This is a genomic window from Providencia sp. LY12 (assembly GCF_057621555.1).
In genome coordinates, this window is sequence record NZ_CM172594.1 from 1,038,616 (window position 1) to 1,060,179 (window position 21,564).

The window sequence follows — 21,564 nt, forward strand, 5'->3', positions numbered from 1 at the left end:
GCTAATATCACGACGCCGTATCGAAAAATGGGAGTGCAAGATTAACGTGTTTTCATTTAAAACGTATTGAAGTTATGGGTATTCAATGACGTAATGCAATGAAAAGACGCTATTTTAAAATTTCTTAAAGGATAAATTTATGCATCAAGTATCTCACGATGTGTGTTTGTGCAAAAGCACAAGGTTCGTCGGATTTTTCCTAGGACGGCATTGCCTCTGTTTGTCGGCGGATTATTTTACTCAGCCGCTCCCGCCAGGGCGGACTGCACCGTCAGCAATACCCCCAATGCGAACGGCGGGGTCGATATGACCTGTGAAGGCGCCGGTATTATACAGAATGCCAGTCAACAGGGGAATAGCAACAACAATAATGTGACCGTTCAGGGTGTTGTGTAGTCTGATGTTCACGGCAGCTTTGACTCTAGCAACGGCTCTGTCAGTGTGACGGGAAATACCGTCAACATCAATGACACTGCCAAGGTTTTAGGTTCTCTGTATGGCGGTTTTATTTACCGAATCGCTTCGGCGACCGCTTATGATGCTTTTACTGACAACATCCTGAACTTTGCGGCTGCACCCATCACCCTGGGCGGCTAAATGGCTAACTTCGAAAACAATAATTTTACCCTTGACTCGGCACTGACCAATGTTGATACTGCATTAATCAGGGCACACACTATCACCTTCGGCACCAATGATACCAATAATCTATCAACAAAATATCGTACTCATATCTTATGATGCGCCTTTTCAACAATGGTGGTTATTTCGCTGGGAAAAATCAACATGGTATCCCGTTTTCGAATTACTTCGTTTTCCGATGCGATTAAACGTGTTGACGCGAATATTGATGGGTATTTCTCTTGATTTCACCTAAACAAAAAATAACAATATGGTAGTCTGGTATAAAATCTGTTTTCAGCATACCAAAGAAATGAATGACCATATCAATATCGGGTAAAATCTCCCTGAATAATAAGGGATACAAAAATTTTACAGTGGCACTATACAATGGGATGACCGTGAACAATGACTTATCCGATAAGAAATTGCTGACAAACTCAGCGATATCATAAGTAGGAAGTTCGGTCATATTTAGTATATGAGCATGGTCATCACTCTCATCATGAGGACTTCGACCTCTACCATCCCTCCCGTCGCTTTTTTATTTTGGACGTATAATTGTGTGAGCTGTCCTAGGTAAGGTGTAAATTTCACCTGTAATTATCTGAAATGGCACTGGCAGATTATTGTTGTTGCATGGGCTTATTTGCCGAGCAGGTTAAAGAACGGCGAATGATCTCTATTAAAGTCCATGAAATGAAAATGACAGAAAATCTTCGTATTAACAAAGCATTAAGAAAAATCGAAAGCCGATTACGCGAACTCGAAAAAATTTTACGCGAGGATATAAAACACGGTTCCATCAGTGCATTGGTTTCATTGCTGGGTTGTCGACGAAGTGCTTCATTCCGATTAACGGCAGTCGAATGCGCAGTTATACGTTGTTAGCGAACATGCACGTTCTCTGTGTGTTAAGTTGTTATTCCCACCTCAAGGTCAGCAATGATAATTCATACTTGGAATTATTTTTCCGGACACTCAAATGTTGTTCTTGGAGACCAGATATTACTGGCAGCGTAAAAATGCTCCCCCATAGTGGCGATTGAATCTTGGTCTTTGATGTAATATAGCTGGTTTACTTGCGAGAGCGCTTCCCAATGTTAACTCAGGAGAGGGGGCGATAAAGGTTCTCAAACATCAGGGAAAATCGAGCAAAAGGTTCGCTAATGAAAGAGGTCCAGCGAACAGTACTGCTAAAAAGAATTTGCAACGTACTGGAGCGAAAACTGTTTATCAGCGAAAAATTTATCGACCAAGTAAACGGGACCCATTTAAAGACTATATTCAGTCTCGGATTGACGCAGTTCATTCTGATGGGTTATCCGCATCCGTTCTTTATTAAAAACGCCTTGCTTTGGGGTATCAAGGAAAACGTCGAATATTGAGTGGGTATTTAGCCGCTTTTAAGCCTAAAGCATAGCCAGAAACTCGTGTGCGATTTGAAACAGAGCCAGGAAAGCCGCTGTAAGTCGATGTTACAATTATTCGACGGGGTAATTCAAAAAGGCATTAAAGGTGTCTATTGCAACGCTTATTTTTCTCGAATCTATTATTTTTATGACAATGAACGAACTGATGTGTGGATTGATGGATTAGTCCGTAGCTTCGAGTTTTTGGTGGCGTTTCTCATGAAACGCTTTTTGGTAATGCAAGCGTGATTATCCTCAAATGTGATGCTTACCAAATAGGGGAACATCATTGGGGCTCTAAGCTTTTGTCCCTCGCTCAGAATTATGGTTTTAACCTGATCGTTTGTCGTCCTTATATTGCTAAAGCGAAATCGTTTTAACCGTTACTTGAGATCTGTGCTATTACAAGCTTGAAAAAAGTTGTTACTCACGCGCCTTCTTCACGGTAATACGGAATAGTGATTCTTATTATATTTTGCGCAATTACAAACTATAAATTTCGTAGGCTATTATATTTTTGTATCATCACTATTTTCTGGGTTAAAAAATGAAAATGATAACTATTGATGAAAACTTTATTACTCTAACTAGGAGTGTTTATTTTATCTTACAGATAAAGCATTTGTATTTATATTGATTGATTCATAAATTTAAATTATTCATATGGCCTATAAATAGATTCACTCTTTACGTATTGAGTAATATATAAATTATTAGCTTCCCTGAGTCTATTGATATCTTACTTTTGATTATAGCAATATGATTTTAACTCATTGATAATAAATGTTTTTATTCGGCTGCTTTGGTGGGTTGCAATTCTGTTAATCGAATGTAATAAAAAATCTATAATATCCAATTATTAATATAATTGATATGAGAAAAGTTATTATTCATCATTGGTTTTATATGTTGTCTTATGGGGTATTTATAATGTTAAAAAGTATTAATTGCATTATTTTTTGGATTTAAGTTCTTTTTTTGTTCTCATAAAAAGAATTTTCAAGGATTAAATCCCATGATAAGTTGAGATGAGAAGTGAGTGATGTAATCCGTGAAAATACTTATTTTTTTATAAACAATAAATTACAGACATAATTGGGTTGTGTTACAAATTTTACGAGTAAAGTTGGTTCGAAAAACAATTATTATGAGTGGTTGAAAAATAAAATTTCCACGAATAAAATAATACACAAAATGAGAGTGTGTTATATAAGTATTTTTATCCTGAGTAATTTAATTGTTTGTTTTCATATTAATGTGAAGAATGAAAGTGATAATAAATTGTATATTATTTTAATCATTATTTCATTATGTTATTTATTGTAATAATTATTCAGGAAAATAAATTAATTTATTATAGTCATATAGGACGTTAATTGTGGAGGTTACGTTAAATGGTTAAGGAAGGAAAATGTTTATCATTACAGCAAGCAGCAGGTTCTTTGATAAGAGCACATCGTGAAGCTCTGGGGATGACTGGTACAGAGTTAGGACGTATTGTTAGATTAAGTCAACAACATATTTCTCGTTATGAGCGAGGCTGTTGTGACCTTACATTGTCGAATGTAGAACTCTTTGCTTCGGCTTTTGGGTTAACATTTCGTCAATTTATGGATGAATTATTTGAGGTTTGCTTTGTGAAAGGCGCTTGTAAACAGAACATTCCTTCGCTTTTAATACAAAATGACCCAGACATGGAAAGTGACATTATAACTAGATTAAAAGACTTAAACGAATCTTAATTATTATTAAGATATGCGTTACATACATCATAAATTATGATACATGATATTTTTTATTTTTACGCTTAGTTAAGTGTGCTTTTAGGTTTTCACCTTCGACCTTTAATTATTAAAGGTTTAAATTAATTTTTTATTTTTCTATAGGTTATTTTATGGAGTCAAAGTATATTTTTGCCATGGTAGCGGGACGAAAATTAAAAGCATTAAGAGAGTCTTCGGGGTATAAACGCACAGACTTTAGTCGATTAATACATAAAAGTGAGCAACAGTTATGTCGATATGAAAGAGGTATAAATAGAATAGATATTGATACATTGGTTTCGGCTTTAAATATTCTTGGTGTTGATATTCAAGTATTCTTCGATGAGTTAATTTATGAAGTTAATAATGAATGTGTAAAGAGTTAAAATAAAAATCCGAGATATGTTATTAGCTTTAAAGTTTTAATTTTTCTTGATTGCAAAAACGTGCTGTTCATATTTTTTATGACATTTTAATAAATGGAATGGTATGATTGATTTCGTTTTTCTTAATATCCTATTGGCATTAACTATTAATATACACGCATTTTTAGGAAAAAATTAATTTTAATAGAGAATTTATTACGCCATCTGGCTTAATCAAATATGGCAAACGTATAACTTTTAAGGAGGACAATGTAAATTAATCTAAAAATACTAAGAAATTAATACAATATAGGCGATAAATCTCTATAGCTTTATTAGACCATTACAAGTAGACATAATCATAATGTACTTGTTAAATCTAAATGCCTCTAATCTAGTGGTAATTTATATTAATTAACCATTAGTCTTAAAAATATGTAACTATTTATACTCTAATACTATAAAGGATAACTTATGGTGAAAAGAAAAGTTCTTGTCTTAGGTGGTAACTTTGCTGGTTTAGGGGCAGCCCAAAAAATTAAAGAGTATGCCAAAGATGAAGTTGAAATCACGGTTATCGATCGTAAATCTTACTTGCTATATATACCTAATATCCCGGCAGAAGTGCTGGAAAATCGAAATCCTGAAGATTCCCTCAAAATGGATCTTCCAACAACTTTAAAGAAAGACCATATCGATTTTATTAACGCAGAAGTGACTAAAATAGATCCTGAAACACAAACAGTTTCTATCATTCCTAATGAGCGCCCTGGTTCAGGGCATACACAATTAAAATATGACTACCTTGTGATCGCATTGGGAGCAAAGCTAGCCTACGATAGAATTGAAGGATTTGCAGAATATGGTGATACTGTTTCTGACTTCTTTCATGGAAATAAACTCCGAAAAAAATTGCATGATGGTACTTACAAAGGAGGACCAATAGTCGTTGGTTCTGCAAGATTTCATCAAGGTGATGGAGCTAAAGGGCTGGAACCTTATCCTGGAGGACAAATTCCAGATGCCATGGCAGCTTGTGAAGGACCACCTGTTGAGATCAGTCTGGGTTTAGCTGATTGGCTTATACGACATAAAATGGGGGATGCATCGAAAATTACAATTACAACACCTGCAGAAATAATTGCGGAAGATGCTGGCGATAAAGTAGTGTCTCAACTACTTGAAGTTGCCAGTAATATGGGATTTAACTACATTAATAACACTAAAGATATAATCAAATTAACTGAAAATTCTATCATCTTTGCTAATGGTACTGAGTTACCTGCAGAATTAAAAATTATTTTCCCTGACTGGATCGCCCATGATTTTCTCAAAGAGTTGGAGATTAGTGATAATCAGGGATTTATTATTACTGACCTTTTAATGCGTAACCCTAAATATAAGAATATTTTTGCCGCTGGCGATTGCGCTGCAGTAACGATGCCTAAACTGGGTGCAATTGGTCATCAGCAATCTGAAATCATCGCTCGACAAGTAGCTCTTGATCTTGGAAAGATGAATGCAGAAAAAGCCAATGAACCACTAAAACCTTGGGTTTTTTGTATCGGCGATATCGGTAGCAACAAAGGTTTCTATATCCGTTCAAACTCTTGGTTCGGTGGAGATACGCAAGTACTAAAAATGGGACGCATTCCTTATATGCTCAAAATGCAATATAAAACGCTTTTCTTTGAAACCGATGGTAAAGTACCCGTTTGGGGTGATAGCGTTGCAGAAATTATGGCTGAAAAACTCTAATTTGATGTTATCAAGTATGGGCACCCAATAAAAAATCTCGAATTATATAGATAAAATTCATTTGAAATCATCCCGCCAAAAAATGGCGGGATTTTCTATTCTTAAGTTATAACGTTATTACTTCATTAAATATAAGTTATATTCTTAGTTAAACTATAGGGGAATGCTTATTATGAAAGTCTGGACGTCGGTTGACAATTAGTTTTTTCTAATTGTAGCCGGAGGTCAGATATGATGAACATTAAAGCTAAACGAGATATTGCACATAAAACAAAAATCTTAAATCATGCCCGTGAGAGCAAAAATATTGCTAAAACTTGTCGTCATTTTGGGAGCAGTAGAGAAACTTTTTATACTTGGAAAATAGCTTATGAACGGGATGGCGAGAAAGGATTAATCAACAATAAACCCTGCCCTGAAAATCCAACCAGAAGAGTTGCAAAACACATCGAAGAGCTGGTTATTTATCTGCGTACGACTTACCATTTTGATCCCCAGCGCATCGCTTGGTATCTTCTCCGGTTTCATAACATCAAAATATCACGCTCTGGCTGCTACTATGTATTGCTAAGAAACAAATTAAACCAACTTCCCCAAAATCAGCGAAGTCGCTCTAAAACACTATTTAAACGTTATCAGAAACAAGTGCCAGGGCACCATGTTCAGGTTGATGTGAAGTTCCTATTTTTTAATACGCCTGATGGACAACGAATTAAACGTTTTCAATATACGGCGATTGATGATGCGACACGGATCAGAGCACTTAATATTTATGAAAGGCACAATCAAGCTATAATGCTATTGATTTTATTAATTATGTTGTAAATAAATTTCCCTTTAGAATCAAAACGATTAGAACGGATAATGGCCACGAATTCCAATCAAAATTTAATTGGCATATTCATGATCTCGGGATGGAGCATGTTTATATCAAGCCAGCTCCCCCCAGATTGAATGGGAAGGTAGAGCGTTCTCATTTAACAGATAAACAGGAATTTTATCAATTAATCGATTATAAGGATGATGTCGATTTACATGAAAAATTAGCTGAATGGGAGGCATTTTATAATTGTCATCGCCCCCACTCAGCTCATGCTGGTAAAACACCGTATGAAGTGTTAAAAAATAAACTTGGTCTTTAAGACTAAACGTCAGCCGAGGTTCTGAGTGACACAACACCAGAAGGCTGGCTCTATCTGGCTATCGTAATGGATTTATATTCTCAGCGTATGTCTGGAGAGCCAAGGGATCAATCTAGAATCTACTAAAAATAGCCAAGCTGATATTTCGGAAGGTAAGATTCTTTGAAAGGATAATGGTTAATCATCTATATGATAACTAAAGAATAACGTATTCATTTTTAAATAATAGATAACCATCTGTTAAAATGGGGCGTAAGCCCCACTATTTTCATTCCGTTTTTGAGTTAAATTCTTTAAAAGCTCCCATGGTTTCTGCGGCATACATTGCTGAAGGACCTCCCCCCATAAAAATGGCAACTCCGAGTGCTTCAGCCAGTTCTTGCTCCGTAACACCTAAGTCAATCAATTTCTTTGTATGAAAACCTATGCACCCATCGCAGTGGTTAGCAACAGCAATACCAATGGCAATCAGTTCTTTTGTTTTGGCATCTAAAGCACCGTCTTTAGTTCCCGAAGAGACTAACCCAGAAAAGTTTTTCATCACATCTGGAATGTGCTGCCCAAGACTTACCAAGTTTGCTGAAATATTGTGAGTAATCGTTTGGAATTTAGTCATAGAGTGTTCCTTTTTAGAGAGTACCATAAAATATATCATTTAATATAATATATACTAATAAACTAAAAAGCTATTACGATTGTACCTTTCGGTTATTTAACTTGATCTAGTCAAAAAGAGATTATCAGCATTATGATAAAATAGAGTACATATTTTCAATGAGTATTCAATGTAATAGCCCCCTTTTAAAACGGACACTTTTTAATTAAGCGATAGGCTTAGACCTATCTTAAGGAGTGTCTATGGAGCGTATTGAAATTTTAACTGGCGAACAGCGTCGCCGTCGTTATACTCCCCAAGAGAAAGCCAAGTTTGTTGCCATGATCTTGCAACCAGGTTATTCGGTGTCTTTAGTAGCCAGACAAAATGGTATTACCCCTAGTTTATTGTTTAAGTGGAAGAAACTCATGCAAGATGGTGGCATGTCCGCAATCCAATCCGGTGATGAAGTTGTAAGCGCAGCTGAACACAAAGCACTTCAGAAAAAAGTAAAACAACTTGAACAACTGCTTGGTCGTAAAACCATGGAGTTTGAAATTATTAAAGAGGCACTGGAGATAGCCCAGTCAAAAAAGTTGATATCGCGTATGCCATTACTACCACCGGACGATTCCCTGTCATCCGAATAGCAGCAGCACTTGGTGTGTCGCGATCAAACTTGTATCAGCGTATAAACAGCCGTCAGCCCAGACGCTCAGCTCGCTATAGCAAGGCTGATGATGCCACGTTACTACTGCTGATTGAGGCGCTTTGCGGTAAATGTGAAACTCGTGGATACAGACGCATTACCGCTCACTTAAATCGTCAGTTGAAGACAGACGGGCATGCGATATCACGAGTTAATCCGAAGCGGGTTTATCGCATCATGCGGCTGAATAATTTACTGCTGGTCAAGCACATAGGTCGTGTTGGCGAGCACCGTGCTCATGAGGGGAAAGTTATAACACTTCACTCAAACACGCGCTGGTGCTCTGATGGCTTCGAGATAAAATGCTGGAACAAAGAGAAAGTCAGGGTGGCATTTAGTCTGGATTGCTGTGACAGAGAAATCATGAGCTACGTGGCTACCACAGCGGGTATCAATGCGACTATGGTGCAAGATATCCTGGTGGAAAGTATAGAAAAACGGTTTGGTAATACCCAGAGGCTGCCTCAGGAAATTGAGTGGCTAACGGATAATGGTAGCTGCTATATTGCCGAAGAAACGCGAAAGTTCGCCAAAACGCTAGGCTTTAAAGTGTGCACAACGCCTGTCAGAAGTCCTGAAAGCAATGGCATGGCTGAAGCATTCGTGAAAACGTTCAAGCGTGATTATGTGTACCTGAGCGAGCGGCCTGATGCAGCTACGGTGATGGATCAGCTTGCTGGGTGGTTCGAAGATTATAATAGCTTCCATCCGCACAGCGGATTGAAAATGATGTCACCGCGAGAGTATCGAGCTCTCAAAATGGCAAGTTAGTACTGTCCGTTTTAGCGGGGGCAACTACATTCAATATGTTAATGTTCATGCAACACTCAATCCCATTCACTTTCTTAGGGTTTCTTCTTAACTGGCCTCTTCATTTTCATTTTTACATCGTGACCACCAATCACTATTTGACCATCTTCCTTGATAAATTCACTTTGTTGCTGATTAGGCAATATATCTAATACTACCTCTGAAGGCCGACACAACTTTACGCCTAGCGGAGTGACGACAATCGGTTTATTAATCAGTATCGGGTACTGCAACATAAAATCGATCAATTGCTCATCGGAATAAAGGTTATTTTCTAAATGTAATTGCTCATAGGGCTCAACATTTTTCCGTAATAGCTCCCTGGCTGTGATTTTCATATCGGCGATAAGTTGCACTAACACATCCTTAGTCGGAGGTGTTTCTAGGTAATAAATAATCGTTGGCTCAACACCACTATTGCGGATCATGGCAAGGGTATTACGCGAAGTACCACAATTGGGGTTATGGTAGATAGTGATCTCATTCATGGGGTTACCTTTAATTTAACAGTGAAAGTCGAAGTACTAAAGCAACGAGTGTGACAATGAGCACAGGGATAGTCATGATAATCCCGGTTTTGAAATAATATCCCCATGTAATTGTCATGTTTTTTTGCGATAAAACATGCAGCCACAACAATGTCGCCAAGCTACCTATTGGTGTGATTTTTGGACCTAAATCGGCGCCAATCACATTGGCATACACCATCGCTTGTTGAATTAACCCTGATGCTTCACTTCCTTCAATGGACAGGGCACCAATTAATACCGTTGGCATGTTATTCATTATTGAGGATAAAAATGCAGTTATAAATCCCGTACCAATTGTTGCAACCCATAACCCTTTATCCGCAAGGTAATTGAGCGTTTCAGACAAATAGTCAGTCAGCCCAGCATTTCTTAAACTATAAACAACCAAGTACATACCTAAAGAAAAAATGACGATTTGCCACGGTGCTCCACGTAATACTTTTTTGGTATTAATCGTATGGCCTCTGGCTGCAATCACCCAAAGAATTAAAGCGCCAATAGCCGTAATTGCACTGATTGGAATACCTAATGGTTCTAAGACAAAGAAACCAATAAGTAGCAGTGCCAATACCAGCCAACCTGCTTTAAACGTTGTCATGTCCTTAATGGCTAAAGTCGGTTCAATCAGTTTGGTAACATCATATTGTTTAGGAATATCTTTGCGGAAAAACCAATGCAGCATCGCTAATGTTGCAATAATTGCAGCAATATCCACTGGCACCATAATCGATGCATATTCAGTAAATCCAATATTAAAGAAATCCGCAGAAACGATATTCACGAGGTTCGAAACGATCAGCGGCAAGCTCGCCGTATCTGCAATAAACCCGGCAGCCATGACAAATGCTAATGTCGTGCCTTTGTTGAAACCAAGTGCCAATAACATCGCAATCACAATGGGCGTTAATATCAATGCTGCGCCATCATTGGCAAACAAGGCCGCAACCGTTGCACCAAGTAACACGATATAACTGAATAACAGTTTTCCTTTACCCCCGCCCCACTTAGCAACATGCAATGCAGCCCATTCAAAGAAACCACTTTCATCTAAAAGTAGGTTAATGATAATGACGGCAACAAATGTCGCCGTGGCATTCCAAACAATGTTCCAAACAATCGGGATGTCTTGAAAACTGATCACACCAAAGATCAGTGCCAATACAGCCCCTACTGTGGCACTCCAGCCAATACCCAGTCCTTTGGGTTGCCAAATAACAAAGGTGATCGTTAAAATAAAAATTAATGCGGCAATAAACATAACAACCTCGTTTAAAAGGTGCTTTAGCGCACCTTTTATTTTTAGAAAATAAAACTTATTCTGAGAGCTGACTTAATGCGGATATCCCCACAGGCTTTGCATCAAGTAAAGGAACGATAGCAACACGTTTTGCCAATGTTGATGTCACCTTTTCAATCTGAGCGACTTCCTGTTCAGCTCTTGAAAGTAACAATGGTGATGTTGTTTCCGTGATAGATAGACTGTTATTGATCACCCACGCCCACGGATGTATATCTGCCCGTATTAAATCATTTTGTAAGTTCTCCGCCTCAAGCACAGGCGTAGTTTCAGCGAGTGTCGTAATAATAACTTTGGTGCGTTCAGGATCTTGTAATTGCATCATCGGCGTTAAATAATGGCCTTTTTCGCCCATTTTTTTAGCAATTTCTTTATGATATGCCCCTCTTGCATCCAGAAGTAATAATGTATGCCCAGTCGGCGCAGTATCCATGACGACAAAACGTTTACCCGCGTCTCTAATGATGCGAGAAAAAGCCTGAAATACCGCAATTTCTTCTGTGCATGGAGAGCGTAAATCTTCCTCAAGTAATGCGCGCCCTTCTTCATCTAACTCTTTCCCTTTGGTTTCTAAGACATAATTACGATAACGCTCAGTTTCAGCGATAGGGTCAATTCGGCTAACTTGAAGATTAGGTAAAACACCATCGAGGGTTGATTCAATATGCGCGGCTGGGTCAGATGTACATCAAGCCCTTTTTCTGCCAATTTAACTGCGATTGATGCCGCAATCGTTGTTTTCCCTACACCACCTTTACCCATTAACATAATCAGCCCATGCTGCTGCTGAGATATTTCGCCAACCAGTTCTGACAAGGTAGGTAAAGAAATAGGTTGTTTTGTCGGGGTAATAGTTGGAATTTGTGGCATGTCATTAGATAACAACTGCTTCAGTGCATCGACACCCACCATATTGATATTTTGTAAATAAAGAATATCGACAGGTAACAAGCGTAGTACTTCAGGCATAGACGCTAATGCCGCTTGTTCACGAGAGTAGAGCACATGGGATAACTTATCATTTTCAGTTACCGCCATTTCAGGGAAAACACCATTGACAATCAATTGCTGATTTTTGATACCCAGAGATGATAACTCGCTATAGGTTCTTGCGACTTCCCTCAATGCGGCAGACTGAGGTCGCGCAACCAAGACTAGCCTTGTTAGTGATTTATCACTCAACGCTTCCACCGCCATGCTGTACTGCTCACGTTGTTTATCAAGACCAGACATTGGCCCTAAACATGACGCACCATCAGGATTGTCACTAATAAAATTACTCCATGCACTCGGGAGTTGTAATAAGCGGATGGTATGCCCCGTTGGTGTGGTATCAAAAATGATATGGTCAAATTGCGCCGTAATTTCGGTATTAGTTAACAACCCAGTAAATTCATCGAAAGCTGCAATCTCTGTTGTACAGGCACCTGATAGCTGTTCCGTAATACTTTGAATTACCGCTTCAGGTAAACTTTCTTTGATTGGATTAATAATTTTGTTTCGATATTCTTCGGCTGCGGCTTGAGGGTCTATTTCAATAGCAAATAGATTTGGAACCAATGTTACTGGCTTAATATTGTTGCCTATCGATTGAGAGAATACTTGCCCAACATTAGAAGCTGGATCAGTGCTCACCAGTAAGACTTTTTTCCCTTTTTCAGCCAACTTAATTGCGGTCGCACAGGAAATAGATGTTTTACCCACACCACCTTTTCCAGTAAAAAATAAATAATTAGGTGTATTATCTAAAAATTTCATTTTATTGCTCCTGTTAACAACACGTTTTACCATTACCACAACACGATTTAACAATTTCGGCTTTTTCAATATTCGGTCGGATACCAAACCATCTGGCTAGCTCATGTCGTTTTGGGTATCGACCAGTCAGCACAATCTCACCATCAAGAATCAATAGTGGAAGTGACTCGGCACCTGTGGTTTCCAAAAATGTTTTTGCTTTTGTGTTGTTAACGAACGCCATAGGCTCTTGCGCTAAATTAAAACGTCTTATACTTGCCCCTTGTTTTTTTTACCAATCCACATTTGTTGCGAAGTCTACCAGTGCTTGATCGACTTCGGTTCCGCAAACACCAGTGCTACAACATAACGCTGGGTCAAAGACTTCTAGTTTTTTCATACTTCAACCTTAAATATGTTTTTTCATATATGTTAATTTAAAAATTTTTATATAGAACAGCTACTCGCAGACTCTTTTGTCTCTAGACTCTTAAGCAAACCTGCAACTCTATTTTTCTCTGTGGCATAGGTGACATCAATGATACTTTTCACCCACGGTAGTAATGCTGGAAATAATCGATAATGAACCCATTTACCATGTTTTGAATCGAGCAAAAGACCTGATTCTCTTAGCATTGCTAGGTGCCGAGAAGTCTTTGGTTGCGATAAATTCAAGGCCGTATAGATATCACAGACACACAGTTCACCAGATGCTTTCAAAAGCAATACGATATCCAATCTGGTTTGGTCACCTAAAATTTTAAACAATTGTAATGGCTCCATATGTACCTCTTTAGTCTTTCCTTTAGATTATAGCTAAAAAATAATATCCGTAGAAACATATATGTTATTTATACAATAAGAGTGACTTCATTAGAAATACATTTGGGTACCCAAAAGTAGAATAATGTACCATTCGATATCAGATAAATCAGTGCTAATGTAGGAGCAGAAGCAGTTATTGCGTCTTTTGCAGCATTTCAGAGGCATGGCTACTTAATCTCATAAAGGATTTTTTCAACCTAGGGTATTGTAAGCACACATGACAATAATAGTAGTTTAATGAATTTGATCGCCTGAATAGGGGGACTGATCCCAGAACGGTAGACGATCCTGCTCTTATAGTTTTTTGTTGCTGGCTTCTGTCAAATATAAAGTAATTTCTCCATACCAATCTATGCCTTGAGAGCTGTCAGCTGTGTAGTATAAAACGGCTCTACTGGACCAATCTCTACCATGGCACCTAGAGGAGCCGCTGCTAACTTAAAACGAGGATCTAAGTGAGAGTTCTCGTGGTCCCACACTGATTCCCAGATACCATGCATGATATAAGCACGTAACTGCCCATCCGGTGTAGTTTTGCGCAGGATTTCAGTACTGAGAGCCTTACGGTAGAAGCGATTGTCAGCAGAGCCTGCTTGACCGATACCATCTACCGCAGTTTCTGGCTGAAAAGTTTCTTGTGCCACCGTCAATAACGGGACTATCTTTTGCTCAAAGGGATATATGACACTATCTGAAATAAACACATGATTTTCGACTGTAATAAAGTTATTGTTTGATATTGCATCAACTGGTTTAAGCAAAAAGTCCATAATATCAGAATGATTTGTATAAATGCCATGATGATCACCAGCAGCAATTGTTTCGAATACACCACGATATACAGACATCGGTTCGGGGGTTTTCACTAGCTTACCATCTTGCATTATGGCACCGTGCAAATATGGAAGTACCTCAGTGTCAAAAATATCGTCAGGCTTGGCTTCTACTAATGTACTCGCTGACGAAAAACGCATAAACAAACTGTAATATAGGGGAAGTGTACCTGCTTGCGCCGCTTCGGCATAAACATCTTTCAGGATCCCTTTATAGCTTTCTGGGTAATTTTTTACCATAGTGGAATCACCAATCATTTGCTTGAGACTAAAAGTTAACCCCCCCCCCCGTTGCAGCATAATCTTGGAAAAATTTTTTATTGCGTTATTAAAGACTTCTTTGAAGGGGAGGGAAACACGAAACTCTGCGTAATAGGTCAGCGGACCAATAGCGATAGCAGGTGCATTATTACTGGAGGAAAGTATAACGTTTGTCATTTTAGTCATTCCTAAATTAATTGAAGGAGTTTTATTAATTTACCTCATTAATCATGATGACTTGTTATCAATAATGTAAAAAAAATAGATAAACGTAGAAATATATTTCAATTTACTATTATGAGTATCATTATTTCATTTTTATTTGTTACCAGCGAGGCAAAACCGGGTTTTCCGCAACTTGGGGGGAGCCTTTATGTCAGAGGACTCATTATCTGCTGTCGCAGTAGCTTGAACCCTGCTCGTCCATACATCTGGGGTTTCAGCATCTTCAAGCGATTTACATACCTTCAACTATGATTTCCTTTTGCGCTGGTTAAAACGAAAAAAGTCCCTTTCCATCAGGACAGGGACTCTTGCTTTTGTGGGGATGGGCTACAAACTAAAATGCATTATAATAAAATAGTTATCATGATTACGTTTTTAGGCATAAGCTATTCTAAAATTGCTTTACTTTGACTTTCCATAGAATCTATGTAGTTGGTATATCATTACATTATTTCACGTCTCCCAGCCAAATATTGCGCATGATTATAGGTTCCACATATAGCGTTTTTATTGCTATGCCCAGCTGTGTTTCAATCCAAGCGCTGTTAAAGTCTTTTTCATGTAAGAGCGTACTCATAGTCAAATTGTAGAAATAGATGCAATTTGTAGATTAATCTTGATTAACATTTTAATTTATAGTGTTTTTTTAGACTGTATGGGGGCTCTTGTCTATATCGAATACAGAGGTCACCAAATAGGCCCCCAGATGAAAGAATCAAACTATTTTTTTGTTTAATTTTCAACCATTAGTATTAATCATTGGGTTATTCAATTTGGCGAAATCGAAAGGTGATATTGTTTGCTCCCGATTAGCACCCAAATAATCTGCCCACCACTGTACCATCAATCGCCTTTCCTCAATATGCTCTGCTTTATGAATATAAGCGGCACGCACTGAGTTACGTTCTTGGTGGCTCATCTGACGTTCTACTGCATCCTTCGACCATAACCCTGATTCAACTAATGAACTACATGCCATGGTTCTGAAACCATGCCAACAAATTTCAGTCTTAGTATTATAGCCCATGACGCGTAAGGCTTTATTGACCGTATTTTCACTCATGGGTTTAAAGGAATTATGAGCGCCCGTTAAAATAAGTTCATGTTCACCAGTCCATGTCCAGAGTTCTTCCAGTATCATTATTGCTTGTTTACTCAGAGGGACTAAATGGGGTGTACGCATTTTCATTATTTCTTCGGGAATTAACCAAAATGCATTATCAAAATCAAATTCACTCCAGGGAGCAGCCCTAAGCTCAATGGTTCTGACTCCAGCCAACAGTAATAACTTTGTCGCAAGTTGGGGTATAGGACTACCGGAATACCCAGAAAGCTTCTGTAACAGCTCAGGAACCTCTTGAGCCGTTAAGTGAGGGAAGTGTTGTGTTTTGGCGCTTTAAGTGATCCTGCAAGCTCTGCGGCAGGGTTAACGGTTGCGCGTCCTGTTGTAGTTGCATAGCGAAAAATCTGATGACAGAATTGAACTTACCTTACGCAGTTCCTCGACTCGTTTCTGATAGTCATGCCCAATGTTAATCTTAAAATGACCACCACCTCCTTTTATTACCCTAGCATTTACGCCTATTTCGGATGTTTTATGTGTATTCATCGTGAGAAAAAGGCGTTTGCGTCACCGCCTATCCCTTTACCTAGTCTGGAATAAATGCTTTAAAATTTAAAGGGATAACGTAAGTTATTGGTGATTTAAGATGTAACAAAATGAGACAAAATGTGCGGTCTTGGTGATGGAAATATTAACGTTTATGAATTGCAAATAAATAAAATATTAATACCTTAAATTTATATCGAAAACAGTGATTCTCGAGATAAAAAACCATATCAAGCAAAAGCCGTCTGAAAAGAAGAGTATCAATGACGGATTATTTTTACAGTGAATAACAAGAAATTACCGACTCAAAATGGGGTATTTACAGTTTGTAATGGGTAATAAAACGAGGGGAAACAACACGAAGGCGAGTTTTGACAATCTACCGTTCATGATTAAACTAAGCAGCGATATAACAGCTCAACATTTTGTTAATCATTGGGAAGGTGCGATGGGAAGAGCGCATAAGCGTCCACAAGACATCCATGCCATCGGTGTGGTGAGTGAGGGAAATGTTGAAACTCCGTCACGAGGTTCTATCGCCGAGAAGTCGTTACTGATGGAGGCAGGGGCATTCATTCGGCAATGTCGCCGTGAATTGGGTCTGACGGGAAAGCAGTTAGGTGACAGGGTTGGGATGAATCGATTGCAAGCTCTGCGCTATGAGCGAGGCGATACGGAGTTGACCTTGTCCACAGTGGGGCTTTTCGCGACTGCGTTAGAACTAACCTTTCCCCAGTTTATCCATGAATTATGTCGGATGATGGATGGTCGGGATACGGCGAGTCAAAAGGTATCGCCCCCAGAGGTATTACCCTCAGCTATAGAAAGAGAACAGGATGTTAATACACCGGAGATTAATACACAGGAGATTAATGCGGAGGATGAATTACGTAACTATCTCTATGGTGATAACGCATTCACGGCAGAGATAAATGACTGAAAATAAAATGAGGTCTTGTTTGGAATAATATTAATTCACACGGTTTTAAAGCGTAAAAATACATCATTTGGGTAGGCCGATTTTATTTTATAGGAATATAAAATACGCGTGATAAATAAAGTTGTGTATTAAAAATACGCAATGGTCATTTATTGCCAAGGGCCGGCTGTTCTTAATTGCTTTGGGGTATGTATTTTATTGATGAGTGTAATTAAAAAACTACGGCGATAAATATATCGTGATTAGATTAAGTTTTTTTAATTTCATTTTTCAGTGAAATTAAAAGGGATGTTTTTTATTCATTTAATGAAGACGCTTTTCGTTTATTAATACTGTTTTTATTAATTGTCAATCTATCTATTTATTTAAGGATTAATTATGAAAAAAGTTATTTTAGCAACATTAATTTCTGGTGCAATGAGTGCTTCCGCTTTAGCTGTAGATGCAGGTTCTGGTACGGTCACGTTTACGGGCTCTATCATTGAGGCGGCGTGTTCAATTGCGCCGGGCTCACAAGATCAGACCGTTGAACTGGGGGCTGTCACTTCTGCATCATTGGCAGATGGAGGTGCGTCTACACCTGCGTCGTTTAAAATCGAGTTAAAAGATTGTGATATGGCTTTCGTTCCAGCAGGCGGCACTGACCCAGTTAAGACGGTAACCGCAACGTTCACGGGGATCCTGTCTGAGGGGGATACCGACCAGACTCAATTAGCGATTGTTGGTAATGCATCCGGTGCGGGTGTGGTGATCACGGCAGATGGTTCCCCGGTCAAGTTAGACGGCTCCGTGGCGACAGCTCCAGCATTTCTGCAGGACGGTCAGGCGACCTTATTCTATTCAGCTTATCTCCAAGGTAACAGTGACACGATTGTCCCGGGTTCTTTTGAGGCTCTGGCTAACTACACCTTAGCTTACCAGTAATAGAGACACTGTCCGTTTCCGTTTTCTTCCCTGTGTGGGTGACATGAATAAAAGAGGGCCTGTATGACACGTTTTGCAATATCACGGATGCTGTTGGTTGCATCGGGCCTACTTTTTTTGTCACCACCGGGCGAGGCCGTTTCGCAGGGTAGCGGAACGGTCACGGTAAACGGACAGATTATTGATGCGGCCTGTGCAATTGAAACCGGTTCTCGAGAGCAGGAGATTGATATGGGGGTATTGCCCGTTGGGATTATCCGTTCGCAGGGGCAAGGACCTGTTAGGCCGGTTGAAATCCGTTTGATTAACTGCCGTTTGGATAAAGACAGTGATCCGGGACAGCAATGGCAGGGCGTTAAGGTCACTTTTGACGGTCACTCCGAGGGGGCATTGTTTCAAGTTTCTGGGGAGGCTCAAGGTGTCGGATTGTTACTGTCAGATAGTGCTGACCGGCAGGTCATCCCGGGAAAAAGCTTGCCCAGACAGGCCATTATTCCCTCTGATATGCGGTTGTATTACCGATTACGGTTAGTGAGTGACCATACACCACCCCATCCGGGGCACTACAGGACAGCGATCCGCTTTCGAATGGATTACGAATGAGGGCGGCTATTTTAATTTTTTCTAGGCTGAGGTGGGTTCTTTATGTCTTTGACTAGCGGGTTTGATTTTAAGCTGAAACTATTGGCACAGTTAGTTGTTGCTGGAATGGTGTGTCCGGCATCGGCGTCACTCCCCACCGATACCATCCGTTTTAACATGGATGTGCTGGATGTGGAAGACAAAAAGAACATTGACCTTGAACAGTTTTCTCGCGCGGGTTATATCATGCCCGGTCAGTATTCACTGGCGCTTAAAGTCAATAATGACACCCTACCTGACGCTCCGGTCCCGTATTACACTCCAGAGAACGACCCGCAGGGGAGTGTTCCGTGCTTGTCACCGACGGTGACAGATCAGTTGGGATTGACCGCGGATGCCGCTGGGAAGGTCACTTGGTGGCATGATGGTCAGTGTCTGGATCCTGCCAGCTTACCCGGCATGCAATTGCGTGGGGATTTAAGCACCTCGTCCTTATATATTTCAATTCCTCAAGCGTATTTAGAATACACCGCGCCCAACTGGGATCCGCCTTCGCGTTGGGATGAAGGGATCTCGGCATTGCTGTTCGATTACAGTGTGTCCGGCAATATGAACCACTCCCAGAATGGGGGCGGCGATGACCGGTCTCTCAATGGGAATGGGGTCGCGGGTATCAATCTGGGGGCATGGCGTGTTCGGGCGGATTGGCAAGGGCAGTATCGCCATTCGACCGGGTACGGTAACGGCCGGAATACCGATAAATCGTTTGATTGGAATCAATTTTATGCCTACCGCGCATTAACGGCTTTGCAAGCGAAGTTAACGGTGGGTGAGAATTACTTAAACTCAGGAATATTTGACAGTTTTCGGTTTATTGGGGGGCGGCTAGAGTCCGATTTGAATATGCTGCCACCGAATCTGCGCGGTTATGCCCCTGAGGTGACGGGGGTTGCCAATGCCAACTCGACAGTGACAATCAGCCAGCAAGGACGAGTCATTTACAGTACTCAAGTGGCCCCGGGTCCATTTCGCATTCAAGATTTGAATGACGCGGTGAGCGGAACGTTGGATGTCAGCGTAGAAGGTGAAGATGGCAATATTCAAACGTTTCAGGTGGATACCGCTAGCCTACCTTACCTGACGCGACCAGGACGGGTGCAGTATAAGGTCGCAGTAGGGCAACCGACAGATACACATCGCCACAGTCAGGGCGATACGTTTGCGACCGGGGAGTTTTCTTGGGGCGTGAACAATGGTTGGTCTCTGTTTGGGGGCACGTTAAATAGCCAGAACTACAATGCGGCGGCGGTGGGGATTGGGCGTGATTTACTGATGTTCGGGGCTTTTTCCTTGGATATCACTCACTCAGTGGCGAGATTACCCGGAAAGAATGCGCTGAATGGCGGATCATACCGACTGAACTACACCAAGCGGTTTGATGCCATTGACGGTCAGATCCAATTTGCGGGGTACCGTTTCTCCGATCGCAATTTCATGAGTATGTCAGAATTTCTCGCCGCAAAACAGTCGGGAGAGCGTTACGGTAGCAGCAAGGAGCTGTATACCGTGTCGCTGAGTAAAAGCTTTCGTGACATAGGCATGTCTATGTCGTTGAATTACAACCACCAAACGTATTGGGATGCCCCTAATAATGATTATTACTCCTTGGTGTTGTCGAAGTACTTTGACATCGGGTCATGGAAGAACATCAGTGCCACGTTATCGGCAAATCGCAGTCAATATCGTGGGGTTCACGATGACAGTGTGTACGTGTCGTTATCTGCCCCGTTGGGGAATGGCGCTAACCTTGGCTACTCTTTGAGCACATTTAGCCATGATACGGTGAATCGGGTGACGTATTCGGACCGACTGAATGATAGAACCTCTTGGCAGGCCGCCGTGGGCAACAGTCGTCGGGGGGGGAGCGGTAGCACCTTTGTGTCATATCAAGGGGATATCGCAAGGTTAAGTGCGAATGCCGGTTATCAACATGGGCAGTACACCGCGGCAGGCTTTTCTGTGAACGGGGGATTGACGGTAACCCCAGAAGGGGGGGCATTACACCGGGAGGGAATGCCTGGCGGGACACGTTTGTTGGTTGATACGGATGGTGTTTCGGGGGTTCCAGTGCGGGGTGTCGGTGCCCCTGTGGTCTCTAATGTGTTTGGTAAAGCGGTCATTGGTGACATGAACAGCTACTACCGCAGCAAGGCAAATATTGACTTAAATACGCTGCCGGATGACGTTGATGCTCAACAATCGGTGGTTCAGGCGACCCTGACTGAAGGGGCCGTGGGGTATCGGCAGTTTGAGGTTATTTCGGGGCAGAAGGCGATGACAACCCTGCGCTTTACCGATGGGCGTTATCCTCCTTTTGGGGCGCAGGTTCTGAATTCGAAAGGTCGACAGACTGGGATAGTGGGCGATGCTGGCAGTGCGTATATCAGTGGTATTAGTCCCGGTGAAATCATGAACGTCAAGTGGGGGGATGATAAAACGTGCCAATTAACGTTCCCAACGGTTCTGGGCGATTTAACACAGGAATTGTTACTGCCGTGTTCGCGTGCCCCTGATGCCTAATTATGCCGGGCAGACGAAAGCGACCGCGGGTAGGCGGTCATACCGC

The 21,564-nt window shown here is 40.6% G+C and carries 16 protein-coding genes and 5 pseudogenes; 11 read left to right on the forward strand and 10 right to left on the reverse strand.

Annotated elements, in window-relative coordinates:
* Positions 1-240: 240 nt before the first annotated feature.
* A complete protein-coding gene (locus tag ACY3ZI_RS04635) occupies positions 241-408 on the reverse strand; it encodes a hypothetical protein (RefSeq protein ID WP_487376164.1) in 168 nt (55 codons plus the stop codon).
* Between the two features lie 33 nt (positions 409-441).
* Between ACY3ZI_RS04635 and ACY3ZI_RS04640 the strand changes: the two genes are divergently transcribed.
* The 6 genes and pseudogenes from ACY3ZI_RS04640 (at position 442) to ACY3ZI_RS04665 (ending at position 7,061) form a co-directional block, all read left to right on the forward strand.
* Positions 442-597 (forward strand): hypothetical protein, encoded by a 156-nt coding sequence (locus tag ACY3ZI_RS04640; protein ID WP_487376166.1) that lies wholly within the window; start codon positions 442-444, stop codon positions 595-597.
* A gap of 699 nt (positions 598-1,296) precedes the next feature.
* Positions 1,297-1,512 carry a hypothetical protein gene (locus ACY3ZI_RS04645; protein ID WP_487376168.1) on the forward strand — a complete coding sequence of 72 codons (216 nt, stop codon included), beginning with the start codon at positions 1,297-1,299 and terminating at the stop codon, positions 1,510-1,512.
* Between the two features lie 1,915 nt (positions 1,513-3,427).
* The gene (locus ACY3ZI_RS04650) at positions 3,428-3,775 is read left to right on the forward strand and encodes a helix-turn-helix domain-containing protein (RefSeq protein WP_487376170.1); all 348 of its coding nucleotides are present in this window, start codon (positions 3,428-3,430) and stop codon (positions 3,773-3,775) included.
* 152 nt (positions 3,776-3,927) lie between these two features.
* The gene (locus ACY3ZI_RS04655; RefSeq protein ID WP_487376173.1) at positions 3,928-4,182 is read left to right on the forward strand and encodes a helix-turn-helix domain-containing protein; all 255 of its coding nucleotides are present in this window, start codon (positions 3,928-3,930) and stop codon (positions 4,180-4,182) included.
* Between the two features lie 453 nt (positions 4,183-4,635).
* The gene (locus ACY3ZI_RS04660) at positions 4,636-5,919 is read left to right on the forward strand and encodes an NAD(P)/FAD-dependent oxidoreductase (RefSeq protein WP_407901150.1); all 1,284 of its coding nucleotides are present in this window, start codon (positions 4,636-4,638) and stop codon (positions 5,917-5,919) included.
* Between the two features lie 231 nt (positions 5,920-6,150).
* Positions 6,151-7,061: pseudogene (locus ACY3ZI_RS04665) on the forward strand (IS481 family transposase).
* 268 nt (positions 7,062-7,329) lie between these two features.
* On the opposite strand, the gene ACY3ZI_RS04670 reads toward ACY3ZI_RS04665, so the two are convergent.
* On the reverse strand, positions 7,330-7,677 hold the full coding sequence (locus tag ACY3ZI_RS04670) for a carboxymuconolactone decarboxylase family protein (RefSeq protein WP_278979136.1): 348 nt from the start codon (positions 7,675-7,677) through the stop codon (positions 7,330-7,332).
* 242 nt (positions 7,678-7,919) lie between these two features.
* Between ACY3ZI_RS04670 and ACY3ZI_RS04675 the strand changes: the two genes are divergently transcribed.
* Positions 7,920-9,136, forward strand: a protein-coding gene (locus ACY3ZI_RS04675; protein ID WP_487376179.1) for an IS3 family transposase whose coding sequence is annotated in 2 segments (ribosomal slippage) — positions 7,920-8,235 and positions 8,235-9,136 — 1,218 coding nt in all. Because the reading frame shifts where the segments join, the coding sequence is not laid out codon by codon here.
* 74 nt (positions 9,137-9,210) lie between these two features.
* Here the strand turns inward: ACY3ZI_RS04675 and arsC are convergent.
* From arsC to ACY3ZI_RS04715, 8 genes and pseudogenes are all read right to left on the reverse strand, one after another.
* Positions 9,211-9,663: a glutaredoxin-dependent arsenate reductase gene (gene arsC, locus ACY3ZI_RS04680; protein WP_487376181.1), complete on the reverse strand. Its 453-nt coding sequence runs from the start codon at positions 9,661-9,663 to the stop codon at positions 9,211-9,213.
* Between the two features lie 10 nt (positions 9,664-9,673).
* Positions 9,674-10,963 carry an arsenic transporter gene (locus tag ACY3ZI_RS04685; RefSeq protein WP_487376183.1) on the reverse strand — a complete coding sequence of 430 codons (1,290 nt, stop codon included), beginning with the start codon at positions 10,961-10,963 and terminating at the stop codon, positions 9,674-9,676.
* Between the two features lie 55 nt (positions 10,964-11,018).
* Positions 11,019-12,760: pseudogene (arsA, locus tag ACY3ZI_RS04690) on the reverse strand (arsenical pump-driving ATPase).
* A 13-nt stretch (positions 12,761-12,773) separates the two neighbouring features.
* Positions 12,774-13,139 (reverse strand): annotated as a pseudogene (gene arsD, locus ACY3ZI_RS04695) (arsenite efflux transporter metallochaperone ArsD).
* 47 nt (positions 13,140-13,186) lie between these two features.
* The gene (locus ACY3ZI_RS04700) at positions 13,187-13,522 is read right to left on the reverse strand and encodes a metalloregulator ArsR/SmtB family transcription factor (protein ID WP_487376186.1); all 336 of its coding nucleotides are present in this window, start codon (positions 13,520-13,522) and stop codon (positions 13,187-13,189) included.
* A gap of 392 nt (positions 13,523-13,914) precedes the next feature.
* A complete protein-coding gene (locus ACY3ZI_RS04705) occupies positions 13,915-14,835 on the reverse strand; it encodes a hypothetical protein (RefSeq protein WP_487376189.1) in 921 nt (306 codons plus the stop codon).
* A 491-nt stretch (positions 14,836-15,326) separates the two neighbouring features.
* Positions 15,327-15,463, reverse strand: a pseudogene (locus tag ACY3ZI_RS04710) (integrase); the annotation flags it as partial.
* 159 nt (positions 15,464-15,622) lie between these two features.
* Positions 15,623-16,350, reverse strand: a pseudogene (locus ACY3ZI_RS04715) (tyrosine-type recombinase/integrase); the annotation flags it as partial.
* A 590-nt stretch (positions 16,351-16,940) separates the two neighbouring features.
* On the opposite strand from ACY3ZI_RS04715, the gene ACY3ZI_RS04720 reads away from it, so the two are divergent.
* The 4 genes from ACY3ZI_RS04720 (at position 16,941) to ACY3ZI_RS04735 (ending at position 21,518) form a co-directional block, all read left to right on the forward strand.
* Positions 16,941-17,432: a helix-turn-helix domain-containing protein gene (locus ACY3ZI_RS04720; protein WP_487376192.1), complete on the forward strand. Its 492-nt coding sequence runs from the start codon at positions 16,941-16,943 to the stop codon at positions 17,430-17,432.
* A 378-nt stretch (positions 17,433-17,810) separates the two neighbouring features.
* Complete coding sequence (locus ACY3ZI_RS04725) at positions 17,811-18,356, forward strand: fimbrial protein (protein ID WP_487376194.1); 546 nt, start codon at positions 17,811-17,813, stop codon at positions 18,354-18,356.
* Positions 18,357-18,419: 63 nt separating this feature from the next.
* Positions 18,420-18,959 carry a fimbrial protein gene (locus ACY3ZI_RS04730; protein WP_487376197.1) on the forward strand — a complete coding sequence of 180 codons (540 nt, stop codon included), beginning with the start codon at positions 18,420-18,422 and terminating at the stop codon, positions 18,957-18,959.
* A gap of 42 nt (positions 18,960-19,001) precedes the next feature.
* Positions 19,002-21,518 (forward strand): outer membrane usher protein, encoded by a 2,517-nt coding sequence (locus tag ACY3ZI_RS04735; RefSeq protein ID WP_487376199.1) that lies wholly within the window; start codon positions 19,002-19,004, stop codon positions 21,516-21,518.
* The last annotated feature ends 46 nt before the right edge of the window (positions 21,519-21,564 follow it).